The following is a 15,735-nucleotide window of genomic DNA, read 5'->3' on the forward strand; positions in this document are numbered from 1 at the left end:
TACATGTACCTGTCAACCGTCTGGTCGGTATCCCAGGCATCCCGTTCACTTGACCACCGGCGCGCGGCAGCCCAGGATCACGCCATGACAGGTGTACGCAGCAGCACAGTCGACGGCGTCGTGACCCGCAGTGCACGGCGCACCCCCGAACGCACCGCCGTACGGTACGCGGACCGGAGCTGGACCTATGCGGCACTGGACACGGCGATCAGCACCGCCGCCGCCGTCCTCACCGGCGAACACGGCCTGCGCCCGGGTGACCGCGTCGCCGCGTACGCGCACAACTCCGACCTCTGCCTGATCGGCTACCTCGCCTGTGCGCGGGCCGGGCTCGTACACGTCCCCGTCAACCAGAACCTCACCGGTGACGACCTGACGTACATCCTCGACCAGTCAGGCAGCGCGCTGGTCCTGACCGACCCGGACCTCGCCGAGCGGCTCCCGGCCGCCCGCCCCGTACGCGCGCTGCGCGACGCACCGGACTCGCTCCTGGACCGGCTGAGTACGCCCCTTCCGTTCACGCCCGAGCGGGAGCCCGTCGCCGACGACCTGGTCCAGCTGCTCTACACCTCGGGCACCACCGCCCTGCCCAAGGGGGCGATGATGACGCACGGCGCGCTGGTACACGAGTACATGAGTGCCGTCACCGCTCTCGGACTCGCCGCCACGGACCGGCCGGTGCACTCGCTGCCGCTCTACCACTCGGCGCAGATGCACGTGTTCCTGCTGCCGTACCTCGCCGTCGGCGCCGAGAACATCATCCTCGACGCCCCGGACGCGGGCCGGATCTTCGACCTGGTGGAGGCCGGGCAGGCGGACAGCCTCTTCGCCCCGCCCACCGTCTGGATCGGCCTGGCCAACCGCCCGGACTTCGCCACCCGCGACCTCGGCGCACTCCGCAAGGCGTACTACGGGGCCTCGATCATGCCGGTGCCCGTCCTGGAGCGGCTCAGGGAACGGCTGCCCGGCCTCGCGTTCTACAACTGCTTCGGCCAGAGCGAGATCGGCCCGCTCGCCACCGTCCTCGGCCCCGACGAACACGAGGGGCGGATGGACTCCTGCGGCAGGCCGGTGCTCTTCGTCGAGGCGCGGGTGGTCGACGAGGACGGCAAGGAGGTCCCCGACGGGACGGCGGGCGAGGTCGTCTACCGCTCCCCGCAGCTGTGCCAGGGCTACTGGGACAAGCCGGAGGAGACCGCGGAGGCGTTCCGCGACGGCTGGTTCCACTCCGGCGACCTCGCGGTGCGCGACACCGAGGGCTTTTACACGGTCGTCGACCGGGTGAAGGACGTCATCAACTCCGGCGGGGTGCTGGTCGCCTCCCGACAGGTCGAGGACGCGCTCTACACCCATCCCGCCGTCGCCGAGGCGGCGGTCGTCGGGCTGCCCGACGACCGTTGGATCGAGGCCGTCACCGCCGTCGTCGTCCTGCGGGGCGAGGCGACCGAGGGCGAACTGATCGCCCACGCCCGCGAGAAGCTCGCCCACTTCAAGGCCCCGAAGAAGGTCCTGTTCGTGGACGAGCTCCCGCGCAACGCCAGCGGAAAGATCCTCAAGAGGGCACTGCGCGACCGGTTCACCGGAGAAACCGGAGAAACCGGAGAAACCGGAGAAACCGGCGTCGTCTAGGCCGCGTCCGGCACCGATCCGTTCGCTCCGATCACCCTGCTGGACGTTGCGGCACCGGGAGAACCGGACCTTCTGGGGCGAGCCCCGCCCCGATCACATCACCGCTCGTCCACGATCCGCTTCAGCTTGCCCACGGACCGTTCCAGCGACTCGGGTTCGACGATCTCGACCCCGACGGACACCCCGATGCCGTCCTTCACCGCCGCCGCGATCGCCGCCGCGGCGGCCGTCCGCTGCTCCGGACCCGCGCCGGGCCGCGCCTCCGCACGGACCGTCAGCGCGTCCAGCCGCCCCTCACGGGTCAGCCGCAACTGGAAATGGGGCGCCACCGAAGGCGTACGCAGCACGATCTCCTCGATCTGCGTCGGGAAGAGGTTCACCCCGCGCAGGATCACCATGTCGTCGCTGCGCCCGGTGACCTTCTCCATGCGCCGGAAGACCCGTGCGGTGCCCGGCAGCAAGCGCGTCAGATCCCGCGTCCGGTAGCGGATCACCGGCATGGCCTCCTTGGTGAGCGAGGTGAAGACCAGTTCGCCCTCCTCGCCGTCCGGCAGCACCTCACCGGTGAACGGGTCGACGACCTCCGGGAAGAAGTGGTCCTCCCAGATGTGGAGCCCGTCCTTGGTCTCCACGCACTCCTGAGCGACCCCGGGGCCCATCACCTCGGACAGCCCGTATATGTCGACGGCGTCGATCGCGAAGCGGTCCTCGATCTCGCGGCGCATGGCCTCCGTCCACGGCTCGGCGCCGAAGATACCGATCTTCAGCGACGTCGTACGCGGGTCGACGCCCTGCCGCTCGAACTCGTCGAGGAGCGTCAGCATGTACGACGGCGTGATCATGATGATCTCCGGCCGGAAGTCCTGGATCAGCTGAACCTGGCGGGCCGTCATCCCGCCGGACGCGGGGATCACCGTGCAGCCGAGGCGCTCCGCCCCGTAGTGCGCACCGAGTCCGCCGGTGAACAGGCCGTAGCCGTACGCCACATGCACCTTGTGGCCGGGCCGGCCCCCGGCGGCCCTGATCGAGCGGGCGACCACATCCGCCCAGGTGTCCAGATCCCGTTCGGTGTACCCCACGACCGTGGGCCGTCCGGTGGTTCCGCTGGAGGCGTGGATGCGCCGCACCTGGTTCTCGGGCACGGCGAACATGCCGAAAGGGTAGTGGTCGCGAAGATCGGCCTTGGCGGTGAAGGGGAAGCGGGCGAGGTCGGCGAGCGTACGGCAGTCCTCGGGGCGCAGGCCCGCCCTGTCGAAGGCGTCCCGGTAGAAGCCGACGTTGTCGTACGCATGGCGCAGCGTCGTCCTGAGCCGCTCGAGCTGCAACGCCTCCAGCTCGTCGCGGCCGAGTCGTTCCGAGGCGTCCAGCAGTGCCGACATGCGCGTGATCCTCCCGAACGGGCGACCGATCATTCGGTCGATCTTCCTGGGAGCAGTAATGCAGGCGGCCGCGGGAGATGGCAAGGCCCTGGTGCGGCTCGTCGTCAGAAGCCGAGTGCCGTGAGGCCCGGGTGGCCGTCAGGGCGACGGCCCTGCGGCCAGTGGTAGCGGCGTTCCGATTCCTCGATGCGTACGTCGTTGATGCTCGCGTGGCGCACCCGCATCAGCCCGTTCCCGTCGAACTCCCAGTTCTCGTTGCCGAAGGAACGGTGCCAGTGGCCCGCCCGGTCGTGCCATTCGTACGCGAAGCGCACCGCGATCCGCTCCTCGTCGTACGCCCACAGCTCCTTGATGAGCCGGTAGCCGAGCTCCCGCTTCCACTTCCGGGTGAGCAGGGCGACGATCTCCTCGCGGCCGGTGGCCCATTCGGAGCGGTTGCGCCAGCGGGAATCCACGGTGTAGGCGAGGGCCACCTTCGCCGGGTCCCTCGAATTCCAGCCGTCCTCGGCCAGGCGGACCTTCTCGGCCGCGGATGTCCGGGTGAAGGGAGGGAGGGGCGGTCGTGTGCTCATGAGGGCTCCTGGAGGTCGCCGCCGCCCAGGGCGCCGGATGGGGAGAACGCTCGCACGGGGGAAACGCCGGCACGGGAGAACAGCCGCAAGGAGAACGCTCGTTCTCCCCCGTGGTGCCGTAGCCTAGGAGAACGACCGTTCTCACGCAAGAGGAGTCCACGATGGAGCGCGCCGAGGTCCGGACCGGGCTGCTCGACGCCGCGGAGGCGCTGTTCTACGAACGGGGCGTCCAGGCCGTCCCGATGGACGAGATCCGGGCCGCGGCCGGCCTCCCGCTCAAGCGTCTCTACGGGCTCTACCCATCCAAATCGGCTCTGGTGAAGGCCTGTCTGGAACGAAGGGACACCCGGTGGCGAGGCCGCCTCCGCGCACACGCGGATGCCGCCCCCACCCCGGAAGGCAGGATTCTGGCGGTGTTCGACTGGCTCCATCAGTGGTTCTGCGAGCCGGGCTTCCGCGGCTGCGCCTTCGTCAACGCCTTCGGTGAACTGGGCGCCGTCGACTCGTCCGTCGCCACCGTCGCCCGTGCCCACAAGCTCGCCTTCCGGGACTACGTGGCAGGGCTCGTCATCGCCTCGGGCCGTCCCGCAGCGAGCGCGGACGCCTTCTTCCTGCTCGCTGAGGGCGCCATCACCACCGCCGCGGTCTCCGGTACGCCCGAAGCCGGGCGCCGGGCCCGGGAAGCGGCCGTACTGCTCCTCGCGGCCACCGCCTCCGCCTGATTCGCTAGGAGCGGACGTGCCTGGACAGCGGTCCCGGAACCAGGCATATCGCCCGCTCCGGCAGTTCGGCCGGCTGTGCGGGGAAGGGCCGCCTGTTTGGATGGCACGCATGCCGATCTTCCACGCGTACGACGGGACCGCCCTCGCCTACCACCTCATGGGGGAGGGCAACCCGAAGGACCGCACCCTGATCTGCCTGCCCGGCGGGCCGATGCGGGCGAGCGCCTACCTCGGGGATCTCGGGGGTCTCGCGGCCGGCCGCCGGCTCGTCCTGCTCGATCTGCGGGGCACCGGTGACTCCGTGGCTCCGGCCGACCCGTCGACGTACCGTTGCGACCGGCTCGTCGAAGACATCGAAGCCCTGCGCGAACACCTGGGCCACCAGCGGATCGATCTGCTGGCCCACTCCGCTGCCGGGAACCTCGCCGTGCTCTACGCGGCCAGGCACCCGCAGCGCCTGCGCACCCTCGTGCTCGTCGCTCCCGGCACGCGCGCCGCCGGTGTCGACGTGACCGAGCAGGACCGGATCGAGGCGGCCGGACTGCGGAGCCGCGAGCCCTGGTACGCGGAGGCGCGCGCCGCACTCGACGAGATCGCGGCGGGGCGGCCGGCGGGCGACGTGCGGCCGGCCGTCGAACCGGTCGCGTACGGACGCTGGGACGAGGCGGCCAGGACCCATGCCACGTCGGCCGCGGGGCAGACCAACCGTGCGGCGCAGCGGGCTTTCCACGGGGAGGGAGCCTTCGATCCGGCGTCCACGGTCGCCGCCCTGCGGGAGGTGGCAGCGCCGGTCCTCGTCCTCGCGGGGGAGCACGACGGATGTCCGAGCCCCGACCGGGCCACGGAACTCGCGGCCCTCTTCCCGCACGGTGAGTTCGTCGTGCAGCGGGGCGCCGGCCACTACCCGTGGATCGACGGCCCGGGCGCCTTCATCCGCACCGTCACCGCGTTCCTCGACCCCGGCGTACGCAGTGTGCAGGCCGGTGGCATCCGGCTCGCGTACCGCGTCCTGGGGGACCCGGCCGCCCCGCCGGTCGTGCTCGTCCACGGGCGGGGCGGCAGCAGCCGCGACTGGACCCTCGTCGCCGAACGGCTCGCCGGGGAGCACCGGGTGTACGCGCTCGACTTCCGGGGGCACGGCCTCAGCGACTGGCCGGGCCGGTACTCCTTCGAGCTGTTCCGCGACGACCTCCACGCCTTCCTGGAGGCCCGCAACCTCGCGGGAGCCACCGTCGTCGGACACTCGATGGGCGGCGTGGCGGCCTGCCTGCTCGCCGAGCGCGAACCGGGGCTGATCGGCAGGCTCGTCCTGGAGGACGCCCCGCTGCTCCGTCCGCTGGACCCGCCCCGGCCCGCCGCGGAACGCCCGGACGGGCCAATGGAATTCGACTGGCCCGTCGTGCCGTCCATCGACGCCCAGCTCAACGAACCCGACCCGGCGGGCCGCGAGCGCCTCGGCGAGATCACCGCGCCGACCCTCGTCATCGGCGGCGCCCGAAGTCATATCGACCAGGAGCAGCTCGCCTGGATGGCGGAGCGGATACCCGGCGCCCGTTTCGTCACCATCGACGCCGGGCACCTCGTACACGCCGCCCGGCCGGAGGAATTCCTCTCGGCACTCCGGTCCTTCGGCACGGCGTGAGGGCTCCGGCCGGTCAGTCCCGAGCCGCGACCGCCTTCGCCCACCGGTAGTCGGCCTTGCCGCTCGGAGACCGCCGTATACGGTCGGCGAGCACGACGCTGCGGGGAATCTTGTATCCGGCCAGCCGTGTACGACAGTGGTCCTGCACGGCGTCCAGGCTCAACTCGACCGCTCCCGACCGCAGTTGCAGCACGGCCGCGACACGATTGCCCCACCGGGCATCGGGCACTCCGGCGACGAGTGCGTCGTACACATCCGGATGGGACTTCAGGGCCTGCTCGACCTCCTCCGGATAGACCTTCTCGCCACCGGTGTTGATGCACTGCGACCCGCGCCCGAGGACGGTGACGACGCCCTCCTCGTCGACGGTCGCCATGTCGCCGAGCAGTACCCAGCGTTCCTGGCCCTTCCGGAAGAAGGTCTCGGCCGTCTTGGCCGGATCGTTGTAGTAGCCGAGCGGTACGTGACCACGCTGGGCCATCCGCCCCGGCTCGCCGGGCTCCACCGGCTCGTACGTCACCGGATCGACCACCGCTGTACGGGAGTTGACCTGGACGCGAAAGCCCCGCTCCGGCCCCGAGTCGGCCGTCGCCGTGCCGTTGAAGCCGGACTCCGAGGAACCGAAGTTGTTGAGCAGCAGCACCGTCGGCACGAGTGACTGGAACTCCGCGCGCACCGACTCCGACATGATCGCGCCCGAACTCGAGACGGAGAACATCGACGAGCAGTCGACACCCTTCAGCGGCCCCTTGAGCGCGTCGATCAACGGGCGCAGCATCGCGTCACCGACCAGGGACACGCTCGTGACCTTCTCCTTCTCGATGGTCCTGAGCACCTCCTCCGGTGCGAACTTGCGGTGGATGACGACACGCTGGCCGAAGTTGAAGCCGATGAACGCGGTGAGGGTGGAGGTGCCGTGCATCAGCGGGGGAGCGGGGAAGAAGGTGATGCCGTCACCACCCGCGGCCACCCGCTCGGCCAGCTCCTGCGGGGTCTTCACCGGCTCACCCGTAGGGGCGCCGCCTCCGAGCCCGGAGAAGAAGAGATCCTCCTGGCGCCACATCACCCCCTTCGGCATGCCCGTGGTGCCGCCGGTGTAGATGATGAACAGGTCGTCGGCCGACCGCGGCGCGAAGCCGCGGCCGGGGGAGCCGGCCGCTTCCGCGTCGGTGAACGGCACGGCGCCCCGGGGTCCCGGACTGTCCGCCGCCGGCCCCCCGACCCGAACGAGATGGCGTAGTTTCGGCGCCTGCGGAGCGGCGGCCGTCACCCGCTCGTCGAACTCGGCGTCGAAGACCAGCGCCGCCAGATCGGCGTCACGGTAGAGGTAGACCAGCTCCTCCTCGACGTAGCGGTAGTTCACGTTCACCGGCACGATGCGGGCCTTGAGGCAGGCCAGCACGGTCTGGAGGTACTCGACGCCGTTGTAGAGGTGCAGGCCCAGGTGCTCGCCGGGGCGGATGCCCGCGTCGAGCAGATGGTGGGCGATCCGGTTGGCGGCCGTGTCCAGGCGGGCGTAGCTGAGACGGCGCTCGGCGCCCGTACCGGGATGGTCGAGGTAGACGAGCGCCTCCCGCTCCGGGACGGCGTCGACGACCGACTCGAACAGGTCGGCAAGGTTGTACTCCACCGTTCCTCCTGACCCCGGGGTGACTGACGACTCGGCCGTCATTAGAGCGCCGACCGCCACAACTGGGAAGGGGGGAAGCAAGACAAACTGACTGTCTGTCAGGAAACTATTGAACTGGGGCCCCGCCTGCTGCAACCTGTTCTAGGTCTTGAGACTGGAGGCAGGCAATGGGCGGTACGGAACACCTGGACGTGCGGCGCGAAGGCGCCACGCTGGTGCTCACTCTGAACAGGCCGGAGGCGAAGAACGCGCTCTCGCTGCCGATGCTCGTCGGGCTGTACGACGGCTGGCTCGCGGCCGACGCGGACGACACGGTCCGCTCCGTCGTCCTCACCGGCGCGGGCGGCTCCTTCTGCGCCGGCATGGACCTCAAAGCACTCGCGGGCAAGGGGATGGAGGGCGAGCGGTACCGGGACCGGATGAAGGCCGACCCCGATCTGCACTGGAAGGCGATGCTGCGCCACCACCGCCCCCGCAAACCCGTCATCGCCGCCGTCGAGGGCCACTGCGTCGCTGGCGGCACCGAAATCCTCCAGGGCACCGACATCCGCATCGCCGGAGCGGGAGCCACCTTCGGGCTCTTCGAGGTCAGGCGCGGGCTCTTCCCCATCGGCGGTTCCACCGTGCGCCTGCCTCGCCAGATCGCCCGCACCCACGCCCTCGAGATGCTCCTCACCGGCCGCGCGTACAGCGCAGGGGAAGCCGCCGGCATCGGTCTGATCGGCAGGGTCGTCCCCGACGGCACCGCGCTGGAGCAGGCACTCGGCGTCGCCGAGCAGATCAACGCCTGCGGACCGCTCGCGGTCGAGGCGGTCAAGGCGTCGGTGTACGAGACCGCGGAGATGACCGAGACCGAAGGACTGGCCGCCGAGCTGACACGTGGCCGGCCGGTCTTCGCCACCGACGACGCCAAGGAAGGCGCCCGCGCCTTCGCCGAGAAGCGCCCGCCCCTCTACCGGCGCTCCTGAGCCAAGGAGACAACCGTGACCGACGTCCTCAGCGCCCCGCTGGTCGTCGAATTCCCCTTCACCCGCTCGCTGGGCCCCGTCCAGAGCGCCTTCCTCACCGGGCTGCGCGAACGAACCGTCCTCGGTGTCCGTACCGGCCGGGGCGAGGTCCTCGTCCCACCCGTCGAATACGACCCCGTCACCGCCGAGGAGATCGGCGACCTCGTCGAGGTCGCGGCCACCGGCACCGTGACCACCTGGGCCTGGAATCCGTCCCCCCGCCGGGCCCAGCCGCTCGGCACCCCCTTCGCCTGGGTCCTCGTGCGGCTCGACGGCGCCGACACGGCGCTGCTCCACGTCCTCGACGCACCCGGCCCCGAAGCGGTCCGCACCGGCATGCGCGTCCGGATCCGCTGGGCCCAGGACCGTGTCGGCGCCATCACGGACATCGCCTGCTTCGAACCGTACGAGAGCGACCGCGTCACCACCGACCCCATTCCGCACAGCGGGCAGTTCACGGACCAGGTCACCGGCATCGTCACCCCCGCCCGGCTCGACTACACCTACCATCCGGGCCGCGCGCAGAGCGCCTACCTCGAAGCACTGGCCGGGCAGCACGTCGTCGGTGAACGCTGCCCCGCGTGCCGGAAGGTGTACGTCCCGCCGCGTGGTGCCTGCCCCACCTGCGGGGTCGCCACCGACGAGCGGGTCGAGGTGGGGCCGCGCGGCACCGTCACGACGTTCTGCATCGTCAACATCAAGGCGAAGAACGCCGCCATCGAGGTCCCCTACGTCTACGCCCACATCGCCCTCGACGGAGCCGATCTCGCTCTGCACGCACGGATCGGGGGCCTCCCCTACGACCAGGTGCGCATGGGGCTGCGCGTCGAACCCGTCTGGACGCCGGGCAGCCGCCACCCCGACCACTACCGGCCGACCGGCGAGCCCGATGCCGACTACGACACGTACAAGGAGCTGCTGTAGATGCGAGACGTGGCGATCGTCGCCTTCGCTCAGACCGAACACCGGCGGCGCACCGACGAACTCTCCGAAGTCGAGATGCTGATGCCCGTCCTGCATCAGGTCCTCGACGCGACGGGCCTGGAAGCGAGCAGCATCGGCTTCACCTGCTCCGGCTCCACGGACTATCTCGCGGGGCGGGCGTTCTCCTTCACCATGGCGCTCGACGGAGTCGGGGCCCATCCGCCGATCTCCGAATCGCACGTCGAGACGGACGGCGCCTGGGCCCTCTACGAGGCATGGGTGAAGATCCGGACCGGCGAGGCGGACACCGCGCTCGTCTACGCCTACGGCAAGTCCTCGTCCGGCGAGGTCCGCGACGTCCTCACCCGCCAGCTCGACCCCTACTACCTCGCTCCCCTCTGGCCCGACTCCGTGGCACTCGCCGCACTCCAGGCCCAGGCACTCATCGACGCCGGAGCAACGGACGAACCCGCACTCGCCCGGATCGCCTCCCGGAGCCGCACCGCCGCGACGGCCAACCCGCACGCACAGCTCAGCGGCAGCGTCCCGGCGGGCGGCTATCTCGTACAGCCGCTGCGCACCGGCGACTGCCCGCCCATCGGCGACGGGGCGGCGGCCGTGATCCTCGCGGCCGGAGACACGGCCCGTGCCCTGTGCGCCCGCCCCGCCTGGATCCGCGGTATCGACCACCGCATCGAGGCGCACTCCCTGGGTGTACGCGACCTGACCGACTCACCCTCCACCCGCCTCGCGGCCGAACGCGCCGGAGCCTTCGAACGCCCCGTGGACACCGCCGAGTTGCACGCCCCCTTCACCTCCCAGGAAGTGATCCTGCGCAAGGTGCTCGGCCTGGGCGACGACGTCGATGTGAACCCGTCGGGCGGTGCGCTGGCCGCCAACCCCGTCATGGCCACCGGCCTGGTCCGCCTCGGCGAGGCCGCCGCACGCATCCATCGCGGCGAGTCCGACCGGGCACTCGCCCACGCCACCTCGGGCCCCTGCCTGCAACAGAACCTGGTCGCCGTACTGGAAGGAGAGCGCCCCCATGTCTGAGGAACCCGTGGCCGTCGTCGGCATCGGCCAGACCAAGCACGTCTCCGCCCGGCACGACGTCTCCATCGCAGGCCTGGTCCGCGAGGCCGCCGTCCGCGCACTGGAGGACGCGGGACTGGGCTGGGCGGACATCGACGCCGTCGTCATCGGCAAGGCCCCCGACTTCTTCGAGGGCGTGATGATGCCGGAGCTCTACCTCGCCGACGCGCTCGGCGCCGTCGGGAAACCCATGCTCCGCGTCCACACCGCGGGATCGGTCGGCGGCTCGACGGCACTCGTCGCCGCCAACCTCGTCGCCGCCCGCGTCCACCGCACCGTCCTCACCCTCGCCTTCGAGAAACAGTCCGAGTCGAACGCCATGTGGGGTCTTTCGCTGCCCGTCCCCTTCCAGCAGCCGCTGCTGGCCGGCGCCGGCGGCTTCTTCGCCCCGCACGTTCGCGCCTACATGCGCCGCACCGGAGCCCCCGAAACGGTCGGCTCCCTCGTCGCTTACAAGGACCGGCGCAACGCCCTCCTGAACCCGTACGCGCACATCCGGGACCCCGGCATCACCCTGGCGAAGATCCAGGCGGCTCCCATGCTCTGGGACCCGATCCGGTACTCCGAGACCTGTCCCTCCTCCGACGGCGCCTGCGCCATGATCCTCACCGACCGGAGCGGAGCGGCCCGTTCGCCGCATCCGCCCGCCTGGGTGCACGGCGGAGCCATGCGCAGCGAACCGACACTGTTCGCCGGCAAGGACTTCGTATCGCCGCGGGCCGGCAAGGACTGCGCGGCCGACGTCTACCGGCAGTCGGGCATCACCGACCCGCGCCGTGAGATCGACGCCGTCGAGATGTACGTCCCGTTCTCCTGGTACGAGCCCATGTGGCTGGAGAACCTCGGATTCGCGGTCGAGGGCGAAGGCTGGAAGCTCACCGAGTCCGGTGCCACCGAGCTCGGGGGAGACCTGCCGGTGAACCCTTCGGGTGGAGTCCTGTCCACCAACCCCATCGGGGCCTCCGGCATGATCCGCTTCGCGGAGGCGGCGCTCCAGGTGCGCGGGCAGGCGGGCGAGCACCAGGTGGACGGCGCCCGGAAGGCGCTCGGTCACGCCTATGGAGGAGGGGCGCAGTTCTTCTCGATGTGGCTCGTCGGTTCCCACCCGCCGACGAGCTGAACGGCCCCGGCCACCCAATCGGCCGGCACTGTCGTCATGCGCATGTCCGATTGCCCGCCTCGCTCCGGACCTCGCCCTCACGATCCGCCACGTCGGCCGGGGCGGCGTCGCCGAAGGCCTCGACACCCCCGGGGCCTCACCCAGTGGACCCGGGAGCGCCCCAGCACCCTGCACGGGGCAGGGGCACGGGGCACGGCACGGCGTGCGGCGCGGCAGGGGACGTGGCAGGCCGACGCGCGCCCCCGCCAGGAGTGGTGCGAGCCGTCCTGCGGCAATCGTGCCCGGGTGGCCCGCCACCACGAGCGGCACCGCGCCCCGCAGCCGTAACCTGGCGCCCATGACTGGCGAGCGCGATCTGCGAACCCTGCTGAAGAGCATGCGACCCGAGCTCAACCCCGGCCGCTACGTGTTCACCACCGTGCCGGACGGACCGGTGCCCGAGGGCGTCTCGCCCGTGGTCACGGTCACCGAGCGCGAGGGACTGACTCTGGTCCTGCCGGAGACGGAAGCGGACACGGCAGGTCTGGCCTACGCGTACGTGGCCGGCTGGATCACCCTCAGGGTGCGTTCGGCGCTGGACGCCGTAGGGCTGACCGCGGCGGTGGCCCTGGCCCTGACGGACGCCGGAATCAGCTGCAACGTGGTCGCCGGCTATCACCACGACCACCTCTTCGTCCCTCACCAGCGGGCCGCCGAGGCCGTGAGCGTACTGGAGCGGCTGGCCGCCGAGTCAGCCTGAGGCAGCGGCGGCCGCACCGGCTCCGGGCACCGCCACCCCCGGCTCACCCGGAAAGCGCCGGTCACGGCCGCCCCGGGGCCGGGCCCGGCTCCGCAACGTGAGCCGGGACACGTAACATGTCGGCATGTCCTTCCTCCGCCGCCGTAGCGCCGCCACACCCGCGGGCCCGGACTTCGACGTCCTGGCCATGGACCCGGGGGACTGGCCCGGTAACCTCGGCGCCGGTCTGCTTCCTGCCCCCGACGGGACCTGCCAGGGCGTGTTTCTGCGGTACGACCTGTTCGGCGGGCGCGGCCCGGCGATGATCATCGGAAATCTGCCCGAGGGCTCGCCCGCCCGCGAGACCGAAGAGGGCCAGGTCCCCTTCGAGGTCGCCCAGCTGCTCCTCGCGCTCGAGAACGACGAGCCGGTCGAGGTGACGGGCACCGAGGACTCCCCGGTCATGCAGGGCGACAACCTCCTGATCGTCCGCCGCGTCAAGCTCTCCGAGAGCCGCATCTCCTGCGTTCAGTTCGACCGGAGCGACGGTGTCCTGGTCACCATCGCCAGCTGGGACCGGCCGATCACCGACGATCTGTACGCGCTGCTGAAGCCGCTCCCCGCCGAACTCTTCCAGCAGGGCTGAAACGTCCCGCCAGGGGCCCGCTCACTTCTGTCCAAGCCTGAGCCGCCTCCGTCCAAGAGGCGGCTTTGGCATGCGCCACCGGCCATCCGCGGCAGCCTGTCCGCCGGCGGCGAGCGGACGTCAAGGCCCTCGCGGGCCGACGCTACGTGCCCACGGGCTGAGGCGTCAGCAGGGAGTTCACCACCCTTGCGGCCGATGTGCCGATCCCCGTGGGCCCGTTGAGGTGCCACGGAGACCCGCCCGTACCCGAACGCAGGTCGGCGTCGTAGTAGCGGACGCAGTAGCGGTGCCAGTTCAGAATCCCGGCCATCCAGTTCTGCAGATCGATCACATAGGTGTCGAGAATCTCGCGGGCCTCCACCCCGAGCGCGAAGTCGTCGTACAGCACCGGAAGTTCATGCTCGATGACGTGCTGGAACTGCCGCATCCTGCCCTTCATCAGCTCGTGCACCATGGACACGCCCGTCGGGTAGTCCACTCCGAAGAAGTTCTGCACGACCAGCACGGAGTTGTGCACCTCACCCTCGTACTCGATCTCCTTCTGGTACGAAAAGAGATCGTTGAGAAGTACCGCGTAGTCGACCGCGGCGTTCTCCAGCGAGCGGATCGGCCCACTGCGGTAGACCTCGGCGGGCACCCGGTCGCCGTGTGCGAGCCGGCACAGCCGCATCGTCATGTCCGCGCCGAAGGTGAACCGCCGCATCTCGATGTAGTCGACGGGGTCGGGAATGCGGTTCTGTGCCTGGTTGGACAGCTCCCAGAGCCAGCTGTTGAGCATGTCGTCGACCGCCTTGCGGAACGTACACCGCGAAGCGTCGTCCATCGGCCCGGCCGTCCGCTCCCACAGATCGGCGAGTCCGCGCTCCATCGCGTCGGACGGCTCGGGAACCGGCCCGCCGTCCAGGGGCATGAACAGCCGCAGCCGCTCGTTGGCCGCCCACGCCCCGGCCACATCACGGGTCCGCCCGTAGATCACCGGATAGAGGTCGTCGCCGTACGTCCCCCACGTCAGCCAGTTCGACGAGAGGTCCAGCTCCTCCGGTGTGGCGTCCGGGTCGAGGCCCGCCGAGCAGAGCGGCAGATCGATGTTCCGCGCCCGCCGCTCGTCCCAGATGTGCGAGCCAGGCCGCCCCGGCAGCCCTTCGAGCATGCCCATCCGCCGCGCCCACACGATGTTCCGGTCCCGGGCGGCCGACAGGTGCGGGCTGAGGGCGAGCGCGTACGGGAAGTCGAAGTCGGGCAGCAGGGACGGGCCGACATGCTGGAACGGCACATGCGAGTGGCTGCGCAGCCGGGCCGCCTTCGCCCGCGGGGTGAAGCGGATCGAGGCGGCGGCCATGCCCCAGCCGGGTTCGGCGGGCCCGGCCTGCACTCCGCCGCCGTTCATGTAGCGACTGGACCTCATGTGCCACTCGTGACCGCCGGACTGCCAGTCCTGGAGCCCCTTGGTGTACGCGAAGACCGCGGCGGTCTCCGCGGCGTCGAGCCCCTTCTCCGCGCAGAGCGGCCCCACCTCCGTGAGCGCGGTGTTCTCGAACTGCTGGAGCCGTGACGTCAGCAGGTCGTTGACGGCGTCGGCGGCCTCCTGCGTCGTACACCCGAGGAAGTGCTCGAGGACCAGCACACCGTTGCTGTTCTCCTTCTCGTCCTCCACCTCGCGCTGGTAGGAGAAGAGGTCGTTCCGCAGATGCACCGCGTCCGAGAAGGCGTCCCGCAGCACTCCCAGTGGCCGGGAGCCGGCCACCGAGGCCGGGACCTCCGCGTCCGCCGCGAACTCCACCAGTCCGGCCGACCAGGGCGCCCCACCGACCTTTCGGCGCATCTCGATGTACTCGACGGGGTTGGCGATCCGTCCCTCGTCCATGTTGGAGAGTTCCCACAGGGACTCGTTCAGGAGATGCTCGGTGTTCTCCGCGAACCGTGCCCGCCAGGCCTGCGACATGGACGGCACCGTACGTGCCCACAGGTCGGCGAGCCCCGCCTCGACCGGGTTCTCCGGCTCAGGAGTTCCGTCGGCCGGAACCATCGGCATGAAGGCCGGCAGCCGCTCCAGATACCTCTTCCCGCCCTCCCGGTCCAGTGAGCGCTTGAAGGTCTCCAGGAAGTGGTCGTCGAAGAAGAAGACCCACACGTACCAGTCGGTGACCAGGGAGAGGACGTCGGCGGAGCAGTCGGGGTGGGTGTACGCGCAGAGCAGGGCGTAGTCGTGGGCATCGAGGTCCCTCTCCTCCCAGATTCCGGACCCCTCCAGCATGTTCATCCGGCGCGCCCACTCCTTGGTGTGGCGCCGGGCCTCCTCCACATGAGGGTTGAGCCGTGCCGGATACGGAACATAGAAGTCCGGCAGTGAGAAGGGCTGTGCCATGTGCCTGCGGCCTTTCCGAGTACCTCCGCGCATCCGCGCACTGCTGGCGCGGACCGGTCCTGTCCGCGCCAGCACTACCCCTCGGCCATACGAGGCACGCATGACGCGAACTAGTCACACAAGTGCGGCGGATCGGGGCCGGCCCGTGAAACTCGGGTAACAGGATCCGGCAGCACACCTGGCGGATCTTTCGGACCGCAGGTCAGGACCCCATTCAGTGGTCTCATCCAGTGGCTCGTCACCCCATGCGCGCAACACACTTGACGCACCATCACTCCCCGCCACAGAG

Annotated in this window: 13 protein-coding genes and 1 pseudogene; 10 read left to right on the forward strand and 4 right to left on the reverse strand. The window is 70.5% G+C overall.

Annotation, left to right across the window (positions count from 1 at the left end; genetic code table 11):
* Window positions 1-84: 84 nt before the first annotated feature.
* Window positions 85-1,629, forward strand: coding sequence for an acyl-CoA synthetase (locus F0344_RS33515; RefSeq protein ID WP_185302339.1), 1,545 nt, complete (start codon window positions 85-87; stop codon window positions 1,627-1,629).
* Between the two features lie 98 nt (window positions 1,630-1,727).
* Here the strand turns inward: F0344_RS33515 and paaK are convergent, their stop codons facing one another.
* Window positions 1,728-3,008 carry a phenylacetate--CoA ligase PaaK gene (gene paaK, locus F0344_RS33520; protein WP_185302340.1) on the reverse strand — a complete coding sequence of 427 codons (1,281 nt, stop codon included), beginning with the start codon at window positions 3,006-3,008 and terminating at the stop codon, window positions 1,728-1,730.
* Between the two features lie 104 nt (window positions 3,009-3,112).
* Window positions 3,113-3,580: a nuclear transport factor 2 family protein gene (locus tag F0344_RS33525; protein ID WP_185302341.1), complete on the reverse strand. Its 468-nt coding sequence runs from the start codon at window positions 3,578-3,580 to the stop codon at window positions 3,113-3,115.
* 161 nt (window positions 3,581-3,741) lie between these two features.
* Here F0344_RS33525 and F0344_RS33530 point away from each other — a divergent pair, with 161 nt between their 5' ends.
* The gene (locus tag F0344_RS33530) at window positions 3,742-4,302 is read left to right on the forward strand and encodes a TetR/AcrR family transcriptional regulator (protein WP_185302342.1); all 561 of its coding nucleotides are present in this window, start codon (window positions 3,742-3,744) and stop codon (window positions 4,300-4,302) included.
* A 109-nt stretch (window positions 4,303-4,411) separates the two neighbouring features.
* Window positions 4,412-5,944, forward strand: a complete 1,533-nt coding sequence (locus F0344_RS33535) for an alpha/beta fold hydrolase (protein WP_185302343.1) — start codon at window positions 4,412-4,414, stop codon at window positions 5,942-5,944.
* Between the two features lie 13 nt (window positions 5,945-5,957).
* On the opposite strand, the gene F0344_RS33540 is transcribed toward F0344_RS33535, so the two are convergent.
* On the reverse strand, window positions 5,958-7,574 hold the full coding sequence (locus F0344_RS33540; RefSeq protein WP_185302344.1) for an acyl-CoA synthetase: 1,617 nt from the start codon (window positions 7,572-7,574) through the stop codon (window positions 5,958-5,960).
* A gap of 167 nt (window positions 7,575-7,741) precedes the next feature.
* Between F0344_RS33540 and F0344_RS33545 the strand changes: the two genes are divergently transcribed.
* The 7 genes and pseudogenes from F0344_RS33545 to F0344_RS33575 all read left to right on the forward strand — a co-directional run bounded on the left by F0344_RS33545 (window position 7,742) and on the right by F0344_RS33575 (window position 13,081).
* Window positions 7,742-8,542, forward strand: a complete 801-nt coding sequence (locus F0344_RS33545; protein WP_185302345.1) for a crotonase/enoyl-CoA hydratase family protein — start codon at window positions 7,742-7,744, stop codon at window positions 8,540-8,542.
* A gap of 15 nt (window positions 8,543-8,557) precedes the next feature.
* Complete coding sequence (locus F0344_RS33550) at window positions 8,558-9,505, forward strand: Zn-ribbon domain-containing OB-fold protein (protein ID WP_185302346.1); 948 nt, start codon at window positions 8,558-8,560, stop codon at window positions 9,503-9,505.
* Window positions 9,506-10,558 carry a thiolase domain-containing protein gene (locus tag F0344_RS33555; protein ID WP_185302347.1) on the forward strand — a complete coding sequence of 351 codons (1,053 nt, stop codon included), beginning with the start codon at window positions 9,506-9,508 and terminating at the stop codon, window positions 10,556-10,558.
* Window positions 10,551-11,717, forward strand: coding sequence for a thiolase domain-containing protein (locus F0344_RS33560; protein WP_185302348.1), 1,167 nt, complete (start codon window positions 10,551-10,553; stop codon window positions 11,715-11,717). The genes F0344_RS33555 and F0344_RS33560 overlap by 8 nt, the downstream gene beginning before the upstream one ends.
* Window positions 11,718-11,957: 240 nt before the next feature.
* Window positions 11,958-12,044: pseudogene (locus tag F0344_RS33565) on the forward strand (CGNR zinc finger domain-containing protein); the annotation flags it as partial.
* A gap of 10 nt (window positions 12,045-12,054) precedes the next feature.
* Window positions 12,055-12,456, forward strand: coding sequence for an ACT domain-containing protein (locus F0344_RS33570; protein ID WP_185302349.1), 402 nt, complete (start codon window positions 12,055-12,057; stop codon window positions 12,454-12,456).
* Between the two features lie 124 nt (window positions 12,457-12,580).
* Window positions 12,581-13,081: a hypothetical protein gene (locus F0344_RS33575; RefSeq protein WP_173310419.1), complete on the forward strand. Its 501-nt coding sequence runs from the start codon at window positions 12,581-12,583 to the stop codon at window positions 13,079-13,081.
* Window positions 13,082-13,223: 142 nt separating this feature from the next.
* Here F0344_RS33575 and F0344_RS33580 read toward each other — a convergent pair whose 3' ends face one another.
* Window positions 13,224-15,446: a terpene synthase family protein gene (locus F0344_RS33580; protein ID WP_185302350.1), complete on the reverse strand. Its 2,223-nt coding sequence runs from the start codon at window positions 15,444-15,446 to the stop codon at window positions 13,224-13,226.
* Window positions 15,447-15,735: the final 289 nt, after the last annotated feature.

This window comes from Streptomyces finlayi (genome assembly GCF_014216315.1).
Taxonomy (GTDB): domain Bacteria; phylum Actinomycetota; class Actinomycetes; order Streptomycetales; family Streptomycetaceae; genus Streptomyces; species Streptomyces finlayi_A.

What these genes read in the sequence shown, in the direction of transcription:
- paaK (WP_185302340.1), bottom strand. Translation starts at nt 3,008, where the DNA reads ATGTCGGCACTGCTGGACGCCTCGGAACGACTCGGCCGCGACGAGCTG.
- F0344_RS33545 (WP_185302345.1), top strand. Translation starts at nt 7,742, where the DNA reads ATGGGCGGTACGGAACACCTGGACGTGCGGCGCGAAGGCGCCACGCTG.
- F0344_RS33525 (WP_185302341.1), bottom strand. Translation starts at nt 3,580, where the DNA reads ATGAGCACACGACCGCCCCTCCCTCCCTTCACCCGGACATCCGCGGCC.
- F0344_RS33555 (WP_185302347.1), top strand. Translation starts at nt 9,506, where the DNA reads ATGCGAGACGTGGCGATCGTCGCCTTCGCTCAGACCGAACACCGGCGG.
- F0344_RS33580 (WP_185302350.1), bottom strand. Translation starts at nt 15,446, where the DNA reads ATGGCACAGCCCTTCTCACTGCCGGACTTCTATGTTCCGTATCCGGCA.
- F0344_RS33570 (WP_185302349.1), top strand. Translation starts at nt 12,055, where the DNA reads ATGACTGGCGAGCGCGATCTGCGAACCCTGCTGAAGAGCATGCGACCC.
- F0344_RS33560 (WP_185302348.1), top strand. Translation starts at nt 10,551, where the DNA reads ATGTCTGAGGAACCCGTGGCCGTCGTCGGCATCGGCCAGACCAAGCAC.
- F0344_RS33530 (WP_185302342.1), top strand. Translation starts at nt 3,742, where the DNA reads ATGGAGCGCGCCGAGGTCCGGACCGGGCTGCTCGACGCCGCGGAGGCG.
- F0344_RS33575 (WP_173310419.1), top strand. Translation starts at nt 12,581, where the DNA reads ATGTCCTTCCTCCGCCGCCGTAGCGCCGCCACACCCGCGGGCCCGGAC.
- F0344_RS33515 (WP_185302339.1), top strand. Translation starts at nt 85, where the DNA reads ATGACAGGTGTACGCAGCAGCACAGTCGACGGCGTCGTGACCCGCAGT.
- F0344_RS33535 (WP_185302343.1), top strand. Translation starts at nt 4,412, where the DNA reads ATGCCGATCTTCCACGCGTACGACGGGACCGCCCTCGCCTACCACCTC.